This is a genomic window from Pseudoxanthomonas sp. CF125 (assembly GCF_900104085.1).
In the GTDB taxonomy this organism is placed as follows: domain Bacteria; phylum Pseudomonadota; class Gammaproteobacteria; order Xanthomonadales; family Xanthomonadaceae; genus Pseudoxanthomonas_A.
Genome location: NZ_FNLD01000004.1, coordinates 210,314 through 230,282 on the forward strand (window position 1 = coordinate 210,314; position 19,969 = coordinate 230,282).

Consider the following 19,969-nt stretch of genomic DNA (forward strand, 5'->3'; position numbering starts at 1 on the left):
GCCCGGCCGTCACCGGTGGTACCTTTCCGCCATGACCAGACCCACCGCCCCGATCAAGTTCAAGGCGAAGTTGTCGCGGCCCGTGGCGCCGAAGGGCGCGGCGTGGACCTTCGTGGTGCTGCCTGCGGCCGCCAGCAAGCAACTGCCGACGCGCAGCATGGTCACCGTCGATGCCGCACTGGAGGGCCAGCGCTTCCAGGCCACGCTTGAGCCCGACGGCCAGGGCAGCCACTGGTTCAAGATCGACAAGGCCTTGCGCGAAGCGGCCGGGGTTGCAGCGGGCGACACCCTCGCGCTCGAGATCGCGCCCGTGGCCAAGGAGCCGGAGCCCAAAGTGCCGGCCGACCTGAAACAAGCGCTGGCCGGCAACGCCGCCGCGAAGGCGACCTGGGCCGAGATCACCCCCGTCGCGCGGCGCGACTGGATCCACTGGATCACTTCCGGCAAGAAGGCCGAGACGCGCGTGAAGCGCATCGGCGTGGCCTGCGACAAGCTCGCCTGCGGCAATCGCCGCGCCTGCTGCTTCGACCGCTCGGGCATGTACAGCAAGGGCAACATGGGCGCGCCCGAAGCGGCGGAGTAGGCCGCAAGCCCGCATCGCTTCGTGACGTTGCCGTTCATCCCCGGCGGGTAGCATCCCCAGGTGCCGTCTTTTCCGCCAAGGAGCGCGCCATGTCCGAGGAAAATCCCAAGACCCCGCTCGATCACGTTGCCGATACCCTGTCCCAGCTCAAGGAGATGCGGCACTACTCCAAGAACAACGTGGAGCTGCTGACCACGCAGTGGCTGATGTTCGACGGCGAGCTTTCCAAATTGAAGCAAGCCGCCAAGATCGAAAACCTGATGATGCGGCAGAGCGAATTCCACGATGCGCTGGAAACGGTCATCGCCGATCTGGAAGAACTGAAGACGGAATTGCAGCCGGCGCCGGATGCGGAAGGGTAGCCGGTACCGCTGATAGCCGTGATCGTGGGAGCGGCGTCCCGCCGCGAGCTTTTCGTCGATTCAAAAGCTCGCCGCGGGACGCCGCTCCCACCTTTGCGGCACCGACCGGCATGTGGCACCACCCCGCCCGCATGCGCCTTCCCTGAATCCCCGTCTGTGGCGGCGTTCACCCCCCGGGGGCCCGATCCCCTTTAGCATGAGGGCTCTCTCACCAACCCGCCCTGGCATTCCGCCTGTGGTGATGCAGAGGATTGCCCGCCTTGCTAAACCGGCTCCAGCGCAATTCCCAGCTCGGTATCATCGTCCTGCTGGGCCTGACCACCGTTCTCACGCTCGCGATCTTCGCCGTCTACCGCGCATTGCAAGGCCAGTGGGCGGCAGCGTCCATCGATTTCGGCATCGCGGTGCTGATCGGCGGGCCGGTGCTCTACGCCATGCGTACCGGCAAGACCATCGGTCCGGGCATGTTGCTGTGCACCACCAACAGCCTGGGCTGCGCCGTCGCCTGCTATGTCATCGGACCCGCCTCGCTGCCCTGGGTGTACCTGGTGCTGATGACCAACTTCTTCATCGCCGGCCCGCGCCAGGCCCTGGTCTTCAACCTGCTGCTGACGCTCACGCTGCTGTTCTTGCCGCATATGTTCGGCCTGCCGATAGACCGCATGTCCGCCGCGGTCGTCGCGGCGCTGGTCACCCTGTTCGCATATCTATTCGCGCTGCAGGTCAGCAGCGACCACAGGGTGCTGGAAGACATGGCCTCGCTGGACGTGCTGACCGGTCTGCCGAACCGGCGCATGATGGAGCAGGCCCTGGAAGAAGCGGTGGCCCTGCAGCGCATCGGCAAGCGCAGCCACGGCTTGCTGATCGCTGACATCGACCATTTCAAGGAAGTCAACGACAGTTACGGCCACGCCGCGGGCGATGCCGCTATCGCCGACCTGGGCGCCATTCTCAAGTTCGAGATGCGCAAGCACGATCAGGTGTTCCGCTTCGGCGGCGAAGAGTTCGTGATGCTGCTGGACGTCGATACCCCGGAAGACCTGCGCGCCGCCAGCGAACGCCTGCGGCAGGCGGTGCGCAACGGGCTGCGCGGACCCGCGGGCAGAATCACGGTGTCACTGGGCGGTGCGATGGCGGGCGAAGAGGAGCGCTGGCAGGAATGGTTTTCGCTGGCCGACGAAGCCCTGTACCGGGCCAAGAACAACGGGCGCGACAGTTCGGTGATCGCCGGCCTGGCGACGCCCGCCGACGAGCAGCCCACCCAATCCGCGCCGGAGCACGTACCCTGATACCTGGGCCGATAGCGATAGCGACCGCCCCATCCACATGACCACCCGACCACGAGGCAATCGATGAAGAATCTCCTTTACCCATCGGCAGCGGCGACGCTAGTCGCGCTGATGGCCCATTCCTCCGGTTACGCCGCTGAAACCCCCATGAAAAAATTCTCCAGCAACAGCGACGCCGTCGTCATCTACACCAGCGCGCAAGGGTCGGACCAGCGGTTGAGCAAGAGCGGGACGGCCACCTTGCGCCCCGGACACAAGCTGGTCGAGGTGGAGAACTCGATCTTCGTGAATCCCGACAAACGCTTCCAATCCGTGCTGGGCATCGGTGGCGCCATCACCGATTCCAGCGCCGAGGTGTTCGCCAAACTGGACGCGGCGCGGCAGGCCGAATTCCTCAAGGCCTACTACGACAAGGAAAACGGCATCGGCTACACGCTGGCGCGCACCACCATCCACAGTTCCGATTTCAGCAGCGGCAGCTACACCTACATCAAGGAAGGCGACAAGACGCTTTCCACTTTCTCCATCGACCACGACCGCACCGCGCGCATCCCGCTGATCAAGAAGGCCATCGCGGCGGCGGGCGGCAAGCTGACCCTGTTCGCCAGCCCGTGGAGCGCGCCGGCCTTCATGAAGACCACCAACAACATGCTGAAGGGCGGGGCGCTGTTGCCGGAATACAACGAGGCCTGGGCCACGTACTTCACCAAGTTCATCGCCGCCTACGAGAAGGAAGGCATTCCGATCTGGGGCATCACCGTGCAGAACGAGCCCATGGCCACCCAGACCTGGGAGTCGATGCTGTACACGGCGGAGGAGGAGCGCGACTTCCTCAAGAATCACCTGGGGCCCACGATGCACAAGGCCGGCTACGCCGACAAGAAGATCATCGTCTGGGACCACAACCGCGACATGATGGCCTACCGCGCGCGGGTGATCTTCGACGATCCGGAAGCGGCGAAATACGCCTGGGGCATGGGCTTCCACTGGTACGAAACCTGGGCCGGCTTCGAGCCGATGTACCGCAACGTGGCGGCCGTGGCCGAGGCCTACCCGGACAAGCCGCTGCTGCTGACCGAAGCGGCGGTGGAGAAGTTCGACCCCGCGCGCTATCAGTACTGGCCCAACGCCGAGCGCTATGGCAGCGCCATGATCAACGACTTCAACAACGGCGCGGTGGGTTGGACCGATTGGAACATCCTGCTGGACGAAACCGGCGGCCCCAACCATGTCGGCAACCTGTGCTTCGCGCCGATCCACGCGGACACCAGGACCGGCGAATTGATCTATACGCCGAGCTACTACTACATCGGCCATTTCTCAAAATTCATCCGTCCCGACGCACGGCGCGTTAGCGCGGTCAGCAGCCGCAGCACCTTGCTCGCAACGTCCTTCCTCAATGCGGACAACAAGCTGGCGACCGTGGTCATGAACCCGACCGACAAGGAGATCGCCTACAACTTCTACGTAGGTTCGGCCTCGGCGCAGGTGAGCATCCCCGCGCATGCGATCCAGACGCTGGTGCACTGACGCTGGCGCACGAAGGATTGGGCCAAGCCCTGAAGCATGGCTGCTTCGTCAAGCAGCCTGCGGTAACGGAGGCATGTTCTCTTCGGTGAGCGAATGCCGCGGCAAGTCGATGGTGAACACGCAGCCCCAGCCGGGCAGGTCGCGCACCCTGAGGATGCCGCCGTTCGCTTCCACGCTGCGGCGCGCGATCGAAAGCCCCAGGCCCAGGCCGCTGCGGTCCTCGGCACTCTGCGTGAAGGGCGCGAATATGCTTTCGGCGCTGCCTGCCGGCAGGCCGCCGCAATGGTCCTGTACGTCGATCAGGATGCGGTCGGCCAGGGCGTAGGCGTTCAAGGTCACCTCGGTGTGCGGATGGGTGAACTTGAAGGCGTTCTGCAACAGGTTACCCACCGCCGACAGCAGCAGATCGCGGTCCACGTCCACCGCCAACGACGGATCCACGTCCGATACGATCAGCACGCATTCCTTCACCTGCGCCTCCAGCGAAGCGGAGAGCTTGATCTCGGCGATGAACTCGGACAGCGAGCACAAGTGATACTGGATCGGCATGCCCGCGGTCATGCGCACTTCGGCCAGCGAGCGATCGATCAGATTGCTCAGGCCGACCAGCGCGCGATCGAGCACGCCGCCGGTGGCGCCGCTCAGACCCACGTTGCCCTGCTTGATGATGGAAAGCGCCAGCGTGGCCGTGCACAACTGGTTGCGCAGTTCATGGGCGAAGTAGCCCAGGCGCTCGTTCAGCGCCGCCGTCTGTTTGTCGGCGAGGGTGAAATCGTGCTGGTAACCGAATTCGGTCACTGCATTGGCGATGGCGTTGTCCAGACAGCGGTTGAGGGTGCGGAACTCGTCGACGCCGATGGGCGCGTTGGTTTCCACGGCCAGATCGGAGATGGCCTGGCATAGGTCGCCGTAGTCGTGGACTACTTCTTCCATTGTGAAACCGTGTGCCTGCAGTTCCTTGCCGTGCAGAGTCGCCGACTCGCCGATTTCGGAAAGCACCGGTTTGCCGCCGCCGGCAGGGCCGGATACGCGTCGGCTCTGCAGCGGGCTGGTGGTCTGTTCCACCACCAGCGTTTTGATCAGCTGATCCAAAAAGATGCTCACGCCATGGGCCAGCTCTTCCTCCGGCACGCCCGGCGGCGCCCGCAGTGCAACCTTGGCCCGGCAACGGGCAATCAACTCGGTCCGGTTGGCGGTGAGGAACTGATGCATCATCTCCCCACCATACGCCCCTTGCTGCGGCGCAAGGCGGGCAGGAGACCAACGGTAGCGTGGCCCGCCAGCCGGGTGCCCGTTGATCCGGCCCAATGGACCGGGCGTGCGTCTTGGACAGTCGCTGACGGAGATCAATGCGCTTAACGTCTGGCGTGCGCCCGAATGGACATGCTATGCACGCATCCGCGTTCTGCCGCAAATCGCAAATAGCCCCGCCACCTGCTTTGCATCGCTTGTGATGCCGTGCGCACTTTGCCGCGATGCGCCTCCGCAATACCGTCTCTTCACGCGATCCAGGAAAAATATTGGGCACAATCGTATGGTCGTACGATGGAGTCCACCATGTCCGAACGCGAGCGACGCAGTTCGATCATTCAGGAAGATACCTCCGAGTTGAAGGCAGGGCTGACGCCGCAACAACTCGCAACGCTGCACACCATGGAACAATTCCATTGGAGGTTGCGTTTCGTGCGCCGCCCGCTGTTCCAGGCACCGATTCCGATCGTGTTCCATCGCGACGGCGTGCGTTTCGCCGTACTGGAAGCCGACGGCACCATCAACGAAAATCCGGGATTCAAGATCCGGCCGTAGGCGGGCGTCGCCGTCTTCGCATTCGGCCGCGACGCTAGGGGAGGTCCGAGCCTCGTCCATTCGAGCTGGAGTTCCCTAGATGTCGTTGTACTTCCTGATGCTTCCCCTGGAGCGATCCACCGGATACTTCTCCGCATTGAGCCCGATCTTGCGCCAGGCGGCTTCCATCACATCGATCTGCAGCTTGTCCGACAGCTGCAACAGGTAGAGCAGCACATCGGCGATTTCCTCGCCCACCTGCACGCGTTTTTCGTCCGGTAGCGTGCGGCTTTGTTCCTCCGTGAGCCACTGGAAATGCTCCAGCAACTCGGCCGCTTCCACGGCAAGGGCGGAGGCGAGGTTCTTAGGGGTATGGAATTGTCCCCATTCCCGTTCCTGCGCGAAGGCGCGTTGGGCGGCTTGCAGTTCGTCTATGTCCCGGCTCATGGCTCGACTCTGTCTTGCGGTGGGTCACATCGTAAATCAGGCGGTGCTTGGGGGAAGGGCAAGATCAAGATCAAGGGCACCCCTCCTCAATCCTCCCCTGCGCTGTGCGCAAGGGAGGAGGCAGAGCGACAGCCAAAAAAAGACCCCGCAATGCGGGGTCTCTTTTTCGTGCGAAAGAAGAATGGTCCTACATCACGTCCGGTTCGCTGAAGGCCTCGATCTCGCCGGCGAAAGCGTTGATCGGGATGCAGCTGCAGAACACGTTCTTGTCGCCGTGCACGTTGTCCACGCGGGCGACCGGCGACCAGTACTTCTGCAGCTTCAGCGTGGCCAGCGGGAACGCCGCCAGTTCGCGCGGGTAGGCGTGCGTCCATTCGCTGCCCATCACCATCGTCGCGGTATGCGGCGCGTGCTTGAGCGGGTTGTCCTCGCGGTCCAGGCGGCCGTCTTCCACGGCACGGATCTCGTCGCGGATGGCGATCATGGCGTCGATGAAACGGTCCAGTTCGTGCTGCGATTCGCTTTCGGTCGGTTCCACCATCAGCGTGCCGGCGACCGGGAAGCTGAGGGTAGGAGCGTGGAAGCCGAAGTCGATCAGGCGCTTGGCCACGTCCTCGGCGCCGATGCCGGTGGCGTCCTTGAGCGGGCGCAGGTCCAGGATGCATTCGTGCGCCACCAGACCGTTACGGCCGGTGTACAGCGTCTCGTAGTGGGGCGCGAGCCTCTTGGCGATGTAGTTGGCGTTGAGCAGCGCGACCTGGGTGGCCTTGCGCAGGCCGGCGGTGCCCATCAGGGTGATGTACATCCAGGAGATGGGCAGGATGGAAGCCGAGCCGAAGCTGGCGGCGCTGACCATGCCTACTTCTGTGCGAAGAGCGCCCCCATCTGCCCTGCGGGCATCTTCCCCCGCAAGCGGGGGAAGAGTTAGTTCCCGCGGCAAAAACGGGGCCAGATGCGATTTCACCGCGCACGGGCCTACACCCGGGCCGCCGCCGCCGTGCGGGATGCAGAAGGTCTTGTGCAGGTTGAGGTGGGAAACGTCCGAACCCCACTTGCCGGGTTTGGCCACGCCGACCAGCGCGTTCATGTTGGCGCCGTCGGTGTACACCTGGCCGCCATGCGCATGCACGATCTCGCAGATGGCGACGATGTCTTCCTCGAACACGCCGTGCGTGGACGGGTAGGTGATCATCAGCGCGGCCAGGCGCGAAGAATATTTCTCGGCCTGCTTGCGGATGTCTTCCACATCGACGTTGCCGTTGGCGTCGCATTTGGTCACCACCACCTGCATGCCGCACATCTGCGCCGAGGCGGGGTTGGTGCCATGCGCGGATTCGGGGATCAGGCAGATGTCGCGGTGGCCTTCGTCGCGCGAGCGGTGGTAGGCGCGGATCGCCAGCAGGCCGGCGTATTCGCCCTGCGCGCCGGAGTTGGGCTGCAGGCTGACGGCGTCGTAGCCGGTGCACTCCACCAGCATGGCTTCCAGCTCGTCGATCAGCTGCTTGTAGCCGGTAGCCTGGTCGGCCGGGGCGAGCGGGTGGAGGTTGCCGAACTCGGGCCAGGTGACCGGGATCATTTCCGCCGTGGCGTTGAGTTTCATGGTGCAGGAACCCAGCGGGATCATGGTGCGGTCCATGGCCAGGTCCTTGTCCGCCAGCGAACGCATGTAGCGCAGCATTTCGTGTTCGCTGTGATGGGTGTTGAACACGGGATGGGTCAGGAACGGGCTGGTGCGGCGCAGGGCCTCGGGAATCAGCGACGGTGCGCTGGCGTCCAGCACATCGATCGACGGCAGGGCGACGCCCTCGCCGGTGAACACGCTCCACAGCGCTTCCACCTCGGCACGGGTGGTGGTTTCGTCCAGCGAGATGCATAGCGAACCGTTGCCGCGTACGCGCAGGTTGATGCGCGCATCGCGCGCGCGCGCCAGGATCGCGTCGCGCGCATCGCCCGGTTCCACGCACAGGGTGTCGAAGGCGGTGGCATGCAGTGCCGGGTAGCCCAGGCCGCGCAGGCCTTCGGCGAAGATCGCGGTGAGGCGGGCGACGCGGCTGGCGATGCGGGTCAGGCCTTCCGGGCCGTGGTAGACCGCGTACATCGACGCCATCACCGCCAGCAGCACCTGCGCGGTGCAGATGTTGGACGTAGCCTTTTCGCGGCGGATGTGCTGTTCGCGCGTCTGCAGGGTGAGGCGGTAGGCGGGTTTGCCTTCGGCATCCACCGACACGCCGATCAGGCGGCCGGGCATGCTGCGCTTGTAGGCGTCGCGGCAGGCCATGAAGGCCGCGTGCGGACCGCCGAAACCGAACGGCACGCCGAAACGCTGCGAGTTGCCGACCACGATGTCGGCGCCCATCTCACCCGGTGGCTTGAGCAGAGTCAATGCCAGCAGGTCGGTGGCAACCACGAATAGCGCGTTGTGCGCGTGGATGATCTCGGCGTCGCGGGCCCAGTCGTCGACCCAGCCGCTGGATGCGGGGTATTGCACCAGCACGCCGAAGTAGTCGCCCGCAGCCAGCTTTTCGTGGAAGGCGTCGGTGGAACGCACCACGTCCACGGTGATGCCCAGCGGTTCGGCGCGGGTATGCAGTACTTCCAGCGTCTGCGGATGGGTATCGCCAGCGACCAGCAACACGTTCGATTTCGACTTGGCCGAACGTTTGGCCAGGGTCATCGCCTCGGCGGCGGCGGTGGCTTCGTCCAGCAGCGAGGCGTTGGCGATTTCCATGCCGGTGAGGTCGGCGACCAGGGTCTGGAAGTTGATCAGCGCTTCCATGCGGCCTTGCGAGATTTCCGCCTGGTAGGGCGTGTAGGCGGTGTACCAGGCCGGGTTCTCCAGGATGTTGCGCAGGATCACGTTGGGCGTATGCGTGCCGTAATAGCCCTGGCCGATGAAGCTGCGGAAGACCTCGTTCTTGTCGGCGATGGCGCGGATCTTGGCCAGCGCCTCGACTTCGGTGATCGCTTCGGGCAGCGCCAGTGGTGCGGGCGACTTGATGTTGCCGGGCACGATGGCGTCGGTCATGCCGTCCAGCGAATCGTGGCCGATGACCCGCAGCATGTGCGCGATCTCGGCGTCGTTGGGGCCGATGTGGCGTTCGACGAAGGCGGAGTGGTGCTCCAGATCGAGCAAGCTGAGGTCGCGCAGGGAAGGCGAGGGTGTCTTTGACATGGCGGGGACGTCCGAAAGGGCTCGGTCAAGAGCTGCACGCGCGAAGCCGCACGTGGGGCGCCCCTCTGTCCTTTTGCCTGAGAGTTTGGAAGCGATGGCGAGGAAGCGTTCTCCCCGGTCCCTTCTTGCCCCTTCGGCGCCGGCATTCTGCCGATCTCTCCAGAGTGTGTGCACGCGGCGGTCACTGGCCTGAGCGATTACGGGCGTTGCGCCTTCGGCAGCGGGCCGGCTCCTTTGGGCCGGACCGCTTCTTCCACCACGTGCTGCGGGGGAATTATAGCCTCAAGAGCCTCGCACGTAGGTCGGGGCTACGCCCCCGACGCTCCAAATCGTGATGCTCCCATACGTCGGCCACGTAGGGCCGACCTACTACCGATTCGTTTAAAATGAACGATCAAAGCCTGGCTATGCCAATGAATCCGCGTTCCTCTTCCGCTCCTGTGGATAACCCTGATCAGCTGCAAGCGCTGTATATCGCGCTTCTCGCCGAAATGGCCGCATTCAGGTGAAGCCTGTTTCCACCCGCCGCCTCACCTGGCTGCTCGCCGGCTTGTCCATGCTGGGCCCGTTCTGCATCGACACCATCTTCCCGGCGTTCCTGCAAATGGGCGCGCAGCTCAACGTGGGCCCGCTGGCCATCCAGCAGACCATCAGCGTCTACCTGATCGCCTATGCGGCCATGAGCATCGTGCACGGGCCGTTGTCCGATGCCATCGGCCGGCGTTCGGTGATCATCGGCGGCATGGTCGTGTTTACCCTGGCATCGGTCGGTTGCGCCCTGGCCAAGGATCTGCCGACGCTGCTGGTGTTCCGCGCCCTGCAGGGCCTGTCGGCGGGCGCGGGGCAGATCGTGGGGCGTGCGGCCATCCGCGATCTCTTCCACGGCGACGACGCACAGCGGCTGATGAGCCAGGTGTCGATGCTGTTCGGCATCGCGCCGGCCATCGCGCCCATCGTTGGCGGTTGGATACTCGGCTGGGGGCAGTGGCCGGTGATTTTCTGGTTCCTGACCGCGTTCTCGGCCGTGCTGCTACTGGCCACCTGGTTCTGGTTTCCCGAAACCAATCCGCCCGCGTCGCGTGCGCCGCTGGTGGCGCGCAGTCTGGTCCGCGATTACGCGGCGATTTTCCTCAACCCGCGTTTCCAGCGTCTGGCGGCGGCGGGTTCGTTCAACTTCGCCGGCATGTTCCTGTACATCGCTTCGGCGCCGGTGTTCGTGATGCAGCACCTGCATCTGGGCGAACGCGATTTCGCCTGGCTGTTCATCCCCACCATCGGCGGCATGGTGATGGGTTCTTTCCTGTCCGGGCGTGCGGCAGGGCGGATGCACGGCGACCGGTTGACCGCGATCGGGTTCGCGGTGGGCGGAATCGGCGCGGCCCTGCATATCGCCTACAGCGCCTTCGCCGATCCGTTCACCATTCCGTGGGCGGTGCTGCCGCTGTTCCTGACCGGCGTGGGCGTGGCGCTGGTGTTCCCCATCCTGACCCTGGCCATCCTGGACATGTATCCGCGTCACCGCGGCTCTTCTTCCTCTCTGCAGGCCTTCACCAGCCTGGTGGTGGCGGCGCTGGTGTCCGGCGCCATGTCGCCATGGCTCAGCCACAATCCTTTCCACCTGGCCCTGGGCAGCGCCTCGCTGACCCTGCTCGGCTGGACGTTCTGGCGCTGGGAGCGCAATGTCTGCAAACGGCTGCCGCCGTGCCCGCAGGAGATCGTGGCGGTGGAACCTCCCAACCAGCTTTGACGCAACTTCACATCGTCGTCGTACTTATCCTTCATTTTTCTGCGGACGGACCCATGTCGATCAACTCCAAAGCCGGGCGCGAGGCGAAGAAACGCAACGCCGCCAAAGCGGACTCCGGCCGGCCCGCGGGGCCGCCGATAGAACCGCACGCCGAGCTGCGCGACCAGCAAGGCCGGCTGCTGGCGGGCATAGTGCGCCGCGACGGCGAATGGGTGCTGGGTATGGGCGGAAAGATCGCGGGCACTTCGGAAAGCGCTGCGCACATGCTGGCGATGATCAAGCGCGCCGCGCGATTGCATGAAGCGCACGGCACGCCGGTGCGTTTGAAGTATTCCGACTCGTTGAAGGAGGCTGCGTTGAGCGAAGCGGCGGCGCTTGGCGGCAGTTTCGAGGAATTCGAAGCGCGGCTGGAATCGAGCATGGCGGCCGCCAAACCCTGAGTCGCGCATCGCACGACCGCCTTTGCGGGCGGTCGGCGGGCATCGGGATCAACGTTCCAGCAGGCGTCGCTCGCGTGCGCGCGGCGGCACTGCCTTGCCCGTCGGAGCCGCCGGTGCCGAGGCGGTGGCCGGAGTCGCGGCTGCCGCAGGACTGGTGGCGGGATGGGTCAAGGGGTGGGAGCCGTTCACGCGTATCGGAGTGGCCGATGGCGGCGACAGCCATTGGCTGATATTCGGGAAGACAACATCAAAACGCGAGTATTCATCGCGGTTATCGGTATCGGAAAGCGAGCCGCTGTTTTCACATGACGCGCGGCCCCTATACAGGCCTCCTCGCAGTCGATAGCCACCCGGGTCTGTGGTGAACAGACCCGAGCCGCTACTGCCGCCCTCGGTAGTGCCACTCAGCCAGCCCACTGTGATCAGATTGGAGTTGCTGGAGATCTGCTGGCCCAGCGACACCTTCTTGGCATCGCCGCTCGGGTGATGGATGCCGATGATGCTGCTGGAGGCGGCAAGCGCAGCCGAATCCCAGCCAGCGAATTCGGAGCCAGCAGGCGGGGCATTCTTGAGCCGCAACAGCATTGCGTCGGTATTGGCATTGGAATAGAGGTAGTCCGAACCGCCGGCCAGCAACACTTTGGCGGCCTGGACGCCGCTACCGCATGAAGTCGCTTCGTATTTCCAGTACGTGTTGAGGGTACTGGCGACAGTCTGGAAATTCTGCACCGGGACTCCATCCGAACCTCCCGCGAAACAGTGGTTGGCCGAATAGAAATACGGGATCTGGGTAGCGGCCACCGTATCGGCCAGCAGCGTGCCGGTGCAGATGTAGCTTACGCCGGTGCTGTAGGTGAACAGCATGTGCGCGACTGCGTTCTTGGCGCTGACGAAGTTGGGCCCCAGTTCGGCGACGCGGCAAGCGGTATCCACGTTGCAGCTGCCCGATTCGCCGATCTTCTCGATGATCTTGAAATCGTTGCGGCTGTTGGCGAGCAGATGGGAAAGTTCAGGCGCCTGCATTTTCACCGAGTTGCGCGAAGCGCTCGCCGGCAGGTAGAGCTCGATGATCTGCCGTTCGCCATCGGTACCGGGTGTCCAGAAGATTCCGCGCGCATCGGTGAGCTTCCGGATTTCAGCGCCGGTCATCATCGACACGATGCGTGAAGGCTCATCCGAGCCGGCGAAACGCAGCTCCGCACGCGGATCCAGCGCATTCGTCTGCAGGCCCACGCGTATGCCCAGCGCGACGGGCGAACCGATTTCGATGCGGGCCACCGAACTTCCGTCGCGCATCGAGACCCACTTCAACGCGGGCAGCTTCGTGGCTACGCCTTCGCTGGAAGCGGTGCGGCCAATGCCGACCTGGGCGGGCTTTATGCGCCGGGATTGGTTGTACTGCTGGACCTTCAGGATCCGCGACACCGCGACTTCCCGATATTGCAGGCGAGTAGTCGATTGTGAGGGGAAGGCCTCGTTGCGCCATTTCGGCGCCAGCAGCACGGGAGCGGTTTTGCTGCGCTCGCTGGGCGCGCTTTGCGCGGCGAATGCGGCCGATGATGGAATCGCCATCGCCATCGCCAGTGCGCATGCAACGACAGGAAAAAGGTTCGATTTCATCAGCAGGTTACTTCCAGCGGGAATATCGTGAGTCGTACAGGTGCGTACGTAAATTTAACAGCTGCGGTCGGTAGGTCGGGGCTACGCCCCCGACAAGCATAGATTGTAAGTGGCCGACGGCGTCGGGGGCGTAGCCCCGACCTACTCAACCCTTGCCCGGGGTTGGCTTGGGTGCGGCCGTCACCGTTGCCGGCGCCGGCCAACCGCAAGTTTTGCCTTCGTTCTGCTGCTTCAGCCAGGTCTGCAGCGGCCCGAAATACTCCAGCACCGCGGCGGCATCAGCCTTGTCGCTGCCGGTCAGCTCCTTCAGCGTGGCCTGCCAGGGCTGGCTGGAGCCTTTTTCCAGCATCGACCAGAACTTCTGGCCCGCCACCTTGTTGCCGTAGAAGGTGCACTCGTACAGCGGGCCCTTGTAGCCGGAGGCGTCGCACAGGCCCTTGTAGAACTGGAACTGCAGGATGTGCGAGAGGAAATAGCGGGTGTACGGGGTATTGCCCGGCACGTGGTACTTGGCGCCGGGGTCGAAGAAATCCTCGCCGCGCGGCGTCACCGGGGCCACGCCCTGGTACTTGGCCTTCAGTTCCCACCAGGCCTGGTTGTAGTGGTCGGGCTTGATGGAGCCGTCGAACACGCCCCAGCGCCAGCGGTCGATCATCAGGCCGAACGGCAGGAACGACACCTTGGCCAGGGCCATGCGCATCTGCGAATTGATCAGCGCCTCGTTGCCTTGCTGCGGCGTGCCGACCATGCCGATCGAGTTGAGGTACTTGGGCGTCATCGCCAGCACCATGGTGTCGCCGATGGCCTCGTGGAAGCCGTCGTTGGCGCCGCTCTGGAACAGCGGCGGACGCTTGTTGTAGGCCAGGTAGTAATAAACGTGGCCAAGTTCGTGGTAGATGGTGGTGAAGTCTTCCTCGTTGGGCTTGATGCACATCTTGGTACGCACGTCGCCGGACAGGTTCATGTCCCAGGCGCTGGCGTGGCAGACCACGTCGCGGTCCAGCGGCTTGATGAACTGGGTCTTGGCCCAGTAGCTCTCCGGCAGCTTGGGCATGCCCAGGGAGGTGTAGAAATCCTGCGCGCGTTCGGTCATCTGCTTGGCCACGTCCAGCTGCGCGGCGCGTTCGGCGGCGAACTGCTTGTCGGTGGTCGGAGCGGCGCCGGCCTTGGCCAGTTCGCGTGCGTAGTCGGCCTGGTATTCCTTTTCCAGCGCACCGGTAATGTCCAGGCTGCCGGCGTCCTTGTAAGGCTCAAGCATGTCCCACAGATTGCCCCAGTCCTGCTGCCACATGTTGCCCATCAGGTGCGCCGGCAGCAGGCCGTTGACCTGGCCCTTGTCGTCGCCGTACTGGGCCTGCAGCTTGGTGCGCGTGTAGCAGTGCAGCTGTTCGTACAGCGGCTTGACCTGTCCCCACAGGCGGTCGGTCTCGGCGGCGATTTCGACCGGCGTCATGTCGTAGCCGCTGCGCCACATTTCGCCGGTATCGGCGAAGCCCATCTCCTTGGCGCCTTCGTTGACCAGTTCGGTGAAGCGCGTGTAGTCCTTGCGCATCGGCTGGGCGATGGTGTGCCAGCCTTGCCAGGCGTCCAGCTGCTTGTCGTAGTCGCGGCTGCTGCGCAGCACGTCTTCCAGTTCGCCCAGCTGCCGGCACTGCTTGGCATCGCCTTCGCCGGTGCAGTAGGTGCCGGAGCCGTACATGCCCTCCATCTTGGTGGCGATCTGGGTCAGCTCGGCCAGCTTGGCCGGGTCCTTGGGCGCGGGCATGGCGGTCATCAGTTTCAGCAACTGGATGGCGCGCGCGGTTTCCGGGGACATCTTCTGGCCTTCGAACTTTTTGGCCTGTTCGATCCAGCCGTTGAGCTGGGTCAGGTAGCGCTCGTTGGCCTTGGCGGCCAGCATCTGGGTGTCGTCGTTGATGTAGGTAGAAGACAGCCATTGCGCCGAGGAAATTTCGGGGTAGGACTTGCGGTATTCGTCGTTCACCCGGGCGATGAATTCGTCGGCCGTTTCGCCCTTGACCGCGGCAGGCGGCGCGGATGCGGCCGGTTCGGCGGGCTGCTTCTTGCAGGCGGAGAGCGAAATCACGCTGGCGCCGATGGCGAGCGCGAGCAGGAGGTGGCGTTGCTTCACGGGAAGTCCTTGGCGGAGCTGCGGCAGGCGCAGGAACCCGAAGGCTAGAGGGGTGCGGCATTTCCTGCAAGCTTGCCGCTGCCTTGGCTGGAACCGGTGCAAGCGGGGTGGTTCGGCCGGTTTTGCCGGATGTCGAGCGATGTCGGGAACGAACGCCGCACCGATAGCGCTCGCATGCAACGTTGGATCCCGGTGCCACAGTCGGTCGCTACGGCATCGAAACCAGCGTCCGCGACATCCTCCATGCGCTCCCGTATCCATGCCCATCAGTCCGTGGCAGATGGCGGAGGGGCCTGGATCGCAATTCATAAGTCTGTGGCTTGTAGGCCGAAGGTCGTAGGAGCGACGTGAGTCGCGAAACCGAGCGCAGGGTTTCGCGACTCACGTCGCTCCTACGGCGCATTCGTTGCGCGCATTCCATTTTTTATGCCTGCGATTCCGCGGACGAAATTCGTTGCCACAAGAATCCGTCATTTCGTGTTTTTTTATTTGTCTTGTTTTGTTGTGACGCAATGCATTTTTCTTGCAAATGTGAGATGGAAATTTTTGGTGAGTTTTAGCCAGCTTCAGTGCGTGTAATGCCTCTGGCCTTGTGACTACAGTGCGTGGCGACGGCTCTGCGGTCTATCCGCAATTCTTTTTTACCGATCAGGAAGAGAACGGATTTATTTTTGTGAATCTTTCTGCCATGCCAAATGTGATCTGAGTAGCTATATCTCGTGGCTTTAATCTTTGTGAGCGCGCGCGGACAGCTCCAAAATCGAATCATGGTTTTGGCGATGGACAATACGAAAGCAGAACGCAACCCGGCCGCCGAAACTGAACCTGTGCGAGTGATGGTTGCAGACACAACTTCTGCTTACGGCTGCAATGCCGGATGCGTCCTGCCGCTATTCGCTGACAAAAGTCACGGAATAGAAACACACCTGCCGTGTCCAGCCCGGCAACTGGAAATGCATTCGGCGTGGATGCGCGACCACAAGTCCTTCCTACCCCTGACCGATAGATACGGTGCCGTACCTATGCGTCCTGCGGGCCGGGAAAGGGGAGCGGTTTAGGCATAGCCGACCAACTATGGATGGAGAAGCCGACATGGAGAGTTGTCACGTTCTAAAGACACGCGGTTACCGCCTCTGGGCGCTGATCGCTCTCTCGACTCTTACGCGACGTGCCTATACGGCGCCAAGCGCCGGCTGGCGCGTGCGCCGCTTCGGCTATGGCTGGCGCGACCGTCATCGAAAGAGGTGCACAGGCAACGCTACGCTTTTCTGGCCCACCAACAACGCATTCGTTTGATAACAGGGGAAAACCAATGAACAAGATCTATAGCCTGGTATGGAACCGCTCGCTGAAGCAGCTGGTGGTCGCGTCCGAACTGGCCACGCCGCGCGGCAAGGCGTCCGGCGGGAAGAAGGCTTCGCACTCGACGCAGAAGTCGACGCTCCAGGTGGGCTTGGTGTTGCTGGCGATAAGCGGGATGGGGTGGACCTCGTCGGCGCAGGCGCAGGCGACCTGCGTTCCGGCGCCGTACTATCAATACAGCGGCAGCTCGACCTGCGCGGGTCAGGAGGCCCAGGCGACTGCAGGCGGAACCACTGCCATAGGTTTTAGGGCCATCAGTTCGGGGCTGAATGCCACGACTCTCGGCTACCAGGCCCTTGGCTCAGGCGTCAACTCTATTTATGTGGGTGCGCGCACCAGTGGAACCGGAGCGTCCGGAGAGTCGGCGATTGCTATCGGTACGGATGTCAACGCCGGCGGCGCGGGAGCCATCGCTGTCGGCGTGCAGTCGACAGCAGGTGGACTTAGGGGCGTTGCCGTGGGCTCGCAAGCCAACGCCGCTGTCAGCTATGCGACAGCAATCGGTGGGGGTGGCGTCAGCGCAGCAACAGCCACACGGGCCACCGGCGTCGGTTCGACGGCTATCGGTGGCAATGCCACCAGTGGCGCTTTTGCATCGGGCGTTGACGCCATCGCCATTGGCGGTCAATCCGTCTCCTCGACGCAATACTCGGTGGCTATCGGTTTGAATGCGGCAGCCTCAGGCACTGGCGGTGCAATTGCGATAGGTGGCGGCACCGTCTCAAACAATATCAATACGATCGCGCTGGGAGTCAGCTCCACCGCTACCGGAGCTGGCGCAAGTGCGTTGGGCACCGGTTCCCAAGCTTCGGGAGGAAACTCCACCGCGGTCGGTGTCAGTGCCACGGCCAGCAACAACTACGCGTTTGCCAGCGGCTGGGGGTCCATCGCCAGCGGAGCCAACAGCACGGCGTTGGGGCGTGAGGCCAACGCGTCCGCGACGGATGCCATCGCCATAGGACATTTGGCGGAGGCAAGCGACGCCGCAACCACCGCCGTAGGGAACGGCGCTCGGGCCTTGGGGAATAGTTCGCTCGCGCTCGGAGCGCAAGCGGTCGCTGTCGGGACCAGCACAGTTGCGGTCGGCCAAGGTTCCGGTGCGGGCTCGACGATCGCCAATACGGGTTCGATCGCAGTGGGTGTTGCCGCCGGAGCGCTGGTTACAGGCGCGCAGAACACCGCCATCGGCGGTGGCATTGCCAGCGTGCAGCGGGGCGCGGGCTCAGGCGTCACCGGAACGCGCAACGTCGCACTCGGCGTAGGCGACGGCACGGTCGCCTACGATGCCACCTTGGACGCGGCGGCGGGCAGCCTGGTAAGCGGCGACGACAATATCGCCATCGGCACCAACGCGGGCATCGGCGTCGCGGCCGACGCAACGACGTCGATCGGCGTGAACGCGAATGCGAGCGTGGGCAACGCGATCGCCATCGGTACCCTGGCGAGCGCTTCCGCACTGGATGCCGTCGCGCAAGGCAGCAGCGCCAGCGCAGCCGGCCGGAACGCCGTCGCCATCGGCTTCCAGGCGGTCGCATCCACGATCAACTCGGTCTATCTGGGTGCGCGCACCGGAGTAGGAACGGGTGCGCTCGCGGAGGGCGCCATCGCTATCGGCACGGATGTGACGTCATCGCAAGCCAATGCCATTGCGGCAGGAACGGCGAGCCGGGCGACCGGTATCAATGCACTCGCGTTGGGAATCCAGGCTAATGCGGCTGCCGATAACGCAATCGCAGTGGGCGCCAACGCTGTCGCCAACTCGGCCGAAGCGGTGGCGATCGGCACCAATGCCACCGCCACCGGTGGCCGCGCGGTATCCATCGGTTCGGGCAACGTCGCCAGCGGCAATGGCGCTGTCGCCATCGGCGATCCCAACACCGCGACCGGCAACGGCGCGGTCGCTTCAGGCCTGGACAATACCGCCACCGGCAACGGTTCGGTGGCCATGGGCAACACCAATATGGTGGGTGGCGGCGGTCAGGCGGTGAGCACGCCGGGCACCGCGGCGCAGGGCGCGGTCGGTATCGGTTACCAGAACACGGTGGTCGGGCAGGGCAGCGTGGCGATCGGCAGCACCAGCAGCGCGCTGGCGGCGGGCGCGGTGGCTTTCGGCGACACGGCTGTCGCCAACAATGCGGACGATGTGGCGCTGGGTTCGGGTTCGGTGACGGAGGTGGCCGTGGGCACGGCCAGCACGACGATCGATGGCGTGACTTACAACTTCCAGGGCATCAATCCGACCAGTACGGTCAGCGTGGGTGCGGTAGGCGCCGAGCGTACGATCACCAACGTGGCGGCCGGCCGGATCTCCGGCTCCTCGACCGACGCTATCAATGGTTCGCAGCTGTTCGCGACCAACCAGTCGATCGAGAACCTCAGCAACGAGGTCGATGCGAACGCCATCCACTACTTCAGCGTCAACGACAACGGCGTGGTCGGCGGCAATTACAACAATGACGGCGCCACCGGGCGGAATTCCATCGCGATCGGACCGAATGCGCTTTCCGCCCAGCACAACGGCATCGTTATCGGCAACAATGCGTCCAACGAAAACGCGACAACCACGATCGACGGCTCGATCGCCATCGGCGATTCGGCGCGGAACATCCTGAATAATTCGGTCGCGATCGGGCCGAACGCCCTCAACAGCGGCGGCAGCGGCGTCGCGATCGGCAGGAACACGGCCACCAATCAGTTCGGCATCGCCATCGGCGCGGGCAACTCGATATCGCCAGGCGCCAGCGCAACGGGCGCGGGCGCGATCGCGATCGGTGCGGGAATCGGCGCAGGCAGCGCGGTCACGGGCGCTTCGGCGGTTGCATCCGGGCGTCGTGCGATCGCCATCGGCCTGGATACGACTGCCAACTTCCTGCAATCGGTCGCGATGGGTTACAACGCGGACGTCGGTAGCGCATCCTCCGTCGCCATCGGCGATGGCGTAGGCACGGGCGCCACCGGCGCGAACGTCGCCATCGGTAACCTGAGCACGGCCAATGCAGGCACCGCCGCGGGCGGCGCAGTGGCGATCGGCCGCTCCAATACCGCCTTCGGCGATGGTGCGGTGGCGATAGGCGATCCCAGCTACGCCAGCGGCACCGGCGCTTTCGTCGGCGGTGCGAACAACATCGCCAACAGCGATGGCACGGCGACGGCCACGGCCGCCAACCAGGCCAATGGTGCGGTGGCGATCGGCAACAACAACCGGGCGATCGGACAGGGCAGCGTGGCACTCGGCAACGGCTCGACCGCCGGCGCTGCCGGTATGGCGGGCAATGTCGCGCTTGGCGACGGTGCGATTGCCGCGACGAGCGCGGGCGATGTGGCGCTGGGTTCGGGTTCGGTGACGGCGGCGACGGTGGCGACCACCAACACGACCATCGACGGCACGGTCTACAACTTTGCCGGCACCGCGCCGACCAGCACCGTCAGCGTGGGGGGCGTCGGTACCGAGCGCACCATCACCAACGTGGCGGCCGGCCGGATCTCCGACACCTCGACCGA

Annotated in this window: 13 protein-coding genes and 1 riboswitch; of the genes, 8 read left to right on the top strand and 5 right to left on the bottom strand. The window is 64.2% G+C overall.

Annotation, left to right across the window (positions count from 1 at the left end):
- Positions 1-31 precede the first annotated feature (31 nt).
- The 4 genes from BLR66_RS18610 to BLR66_RS18625 all read left to right on the top strand — a co-directional run bounded on the left by BLR66_RS18610 (position 32) and on the right by BLR66_RS18625 (position 3,764).
- A complete protein-coding gene (locus BLR66_RS18610; RefSeq protein ID WP_093290143.1) occupies positions 32-583 on the top strand; it encodes a YdeI/OmpD-associated family protein in 552 nt (183 codons plus the stop codon).
- An 89-nt stretch (positions 584-672) separates the two neighbouring features.
- A complete protein-coding gene (locus tag BLR66_RS18615; RefSeq protein WP_093290144.1) occupies positions 673-945 on the top strand; it encodes a hypothetical protein in 273 nt (90 codons plus the stop codon).
- Between the two features lie 260 nt (positions 946-1,205).
- Entirely contained in the window at positions 1,206-2,234 is a 1,029-nt protein-coding gene (locus tag BLR66_RS18620) for a GGDEF domain-containing protein (protein WP_255402778.1), read from the top strand.
- Positions 2,235-2,381: 147 nt separating this feature from the next.
- On the top strand, positions 2,382-3,764 hold the full coding sequence (locus tag BLR66_RS18625) for a glycoside hydrolase family 30 protein (RefSeq protein ID WP_255402779.1): 1,383 nt from the start codon (positions 2,382-2,384) through the stop codon (positions 3,762-3,764).
- Positions 3,765-3,812: 48 nt separating this feature from the next.
- On the opposite strand, the gene BLR66_RS18630 is transcribed toward BLR66_RS18625, so the two are convergent.
- Positions 3,813-4,976 carry a sensor histidine kinase gene (locus BLR66_RS18630; protein ID WP_093290145.1) on the bottom strand — a complete coding sequence of 388 codons (1,164 nt, stop codon included), beginning with the start codon at positions 4,974-4,976 and terminating at the stop codon, positions 3,813-3,815.
- Between the two features lie 345 nt (positions 4,977-5,321).
- Between BLR66_RS18630 and BLR66_RS18635 the strand changes: the two genes are divergently transcribed.
- A complete protein-coding gene (locus tag BLR66_RS18635) occupies positions 5,322-5,570 on the top strand; it encodes a hypothetical protein (protein WP_093290171.1) in 249 nt (82 codons plus the stop codon).
- 75 nt (positions 5,571-5,645) lie between these two features.
- On the opposite strand, the gene BLR66_RS18640 is transcribed toward BLR66_RS18635, so the two are convergent.
- Positions 5,646-5,996 (bottom strand): nucleotide pyrophosphohydrolase, encoded by a 351-nt coding sequence (locus BLR66_RS18640; protein WP_093290146.1) that lies wholly within the window; start codon positions 5,994-5,996, stop codon positions 5,646-5,648.
- Between the two features lie 187 nt (positions 5,997-6,183).
- The gene (gcvP, locus tag BLR66_RS18645) at positions 6,184-9,168 is read right to left on the bottom strand and encodes an aminomethyl-transferring glycine dehydrogenase (RefSeq protein WP_093290147.1); all 2,985 of its coding nucleotides are present in this window, start codon (positions 9,166-9,168) and stop codon (positions 6,184-6,186) included.
- A gap of 55 nt (positions 9,169-9,223) precedes the next feature.
- A riboswitch (glycine riboswitch) is annotated at positions 9,224-9,341 on the bottom strand.
- A 332-nt stretch (positions 9,342-9,673) separates the two neighbouring features.
- On the opposite strand from gcvP, the gene BLR66_RS18650 reads away from it, so the two are divergent.
- Together BLR66_RS18650 and BLR66_RS18655 are read left to right on the top strand one after the other, a co-directional pair.
- Complete coding sequence (locus BLR66_RS18650) at positions 9,674-10,915, top strand: multidrug effflux MFS transporter (protein WP_093290148.1); 1,242 nt, start codon at positions 9,674-9,676, stop codon at positions 10,913-10,915.
- A 53-nt stretch (positions 10,916-10,968) separates the two neighbouring features.
- Positions 10,969-11,355 (top strand): hypothetical protein, encoded by a 387-nt coding sequence (locus BLR66_RS18655; RefSeq protein WP_093290149.1) that lies wholly within the window; start codon positions 10,969-10,971, stop codon positions 11,353-11,355.
- A 48-nt stretch (positions 11,356-11,403) separates the two neighbouring features.
- On the opposite strand, the gene BLR66_RS18660 is transcribed toward BLR66_RS18655, so the two are convergent.
- A complete protein-coding gene (locus BLR66_RS18660; protein ID WP_093290150.1) occupies positions 11,404-12,975 on the bottom strand; it encodes a trypsin-like serine peptidase in 1,572 nt (523 codons plus the stop codon).
- 145 nt (positions 12,976-13,120) lie between these two features.
- Positions 13,121-15,106 (bottom strand): M2 family metallopeptidase, encoded by a 1,986-nt coding sequence (locus BLR66_RS18665; RefSeq protein WP_093290151.1) that lies wholly within the window; start codon positions 15,104-15,106, stop codon positions 13,121-13,123.
- Positions 15,107-16,418: 1,312 nt separating this feature from the next.
- Here BLR66_RS18665 and BLR66_RS18670 point away from each other — a divergent pair.
- Positions 16,419-19,969, top strand: a 3,551-nt coding sequence (locus BLR66_RS18670) for an ESPR-type extended signal peptide-containing protein (RefSeq protein ID WP_218119682.1), incomplete at its 3' end; no start/stop codon positions are given.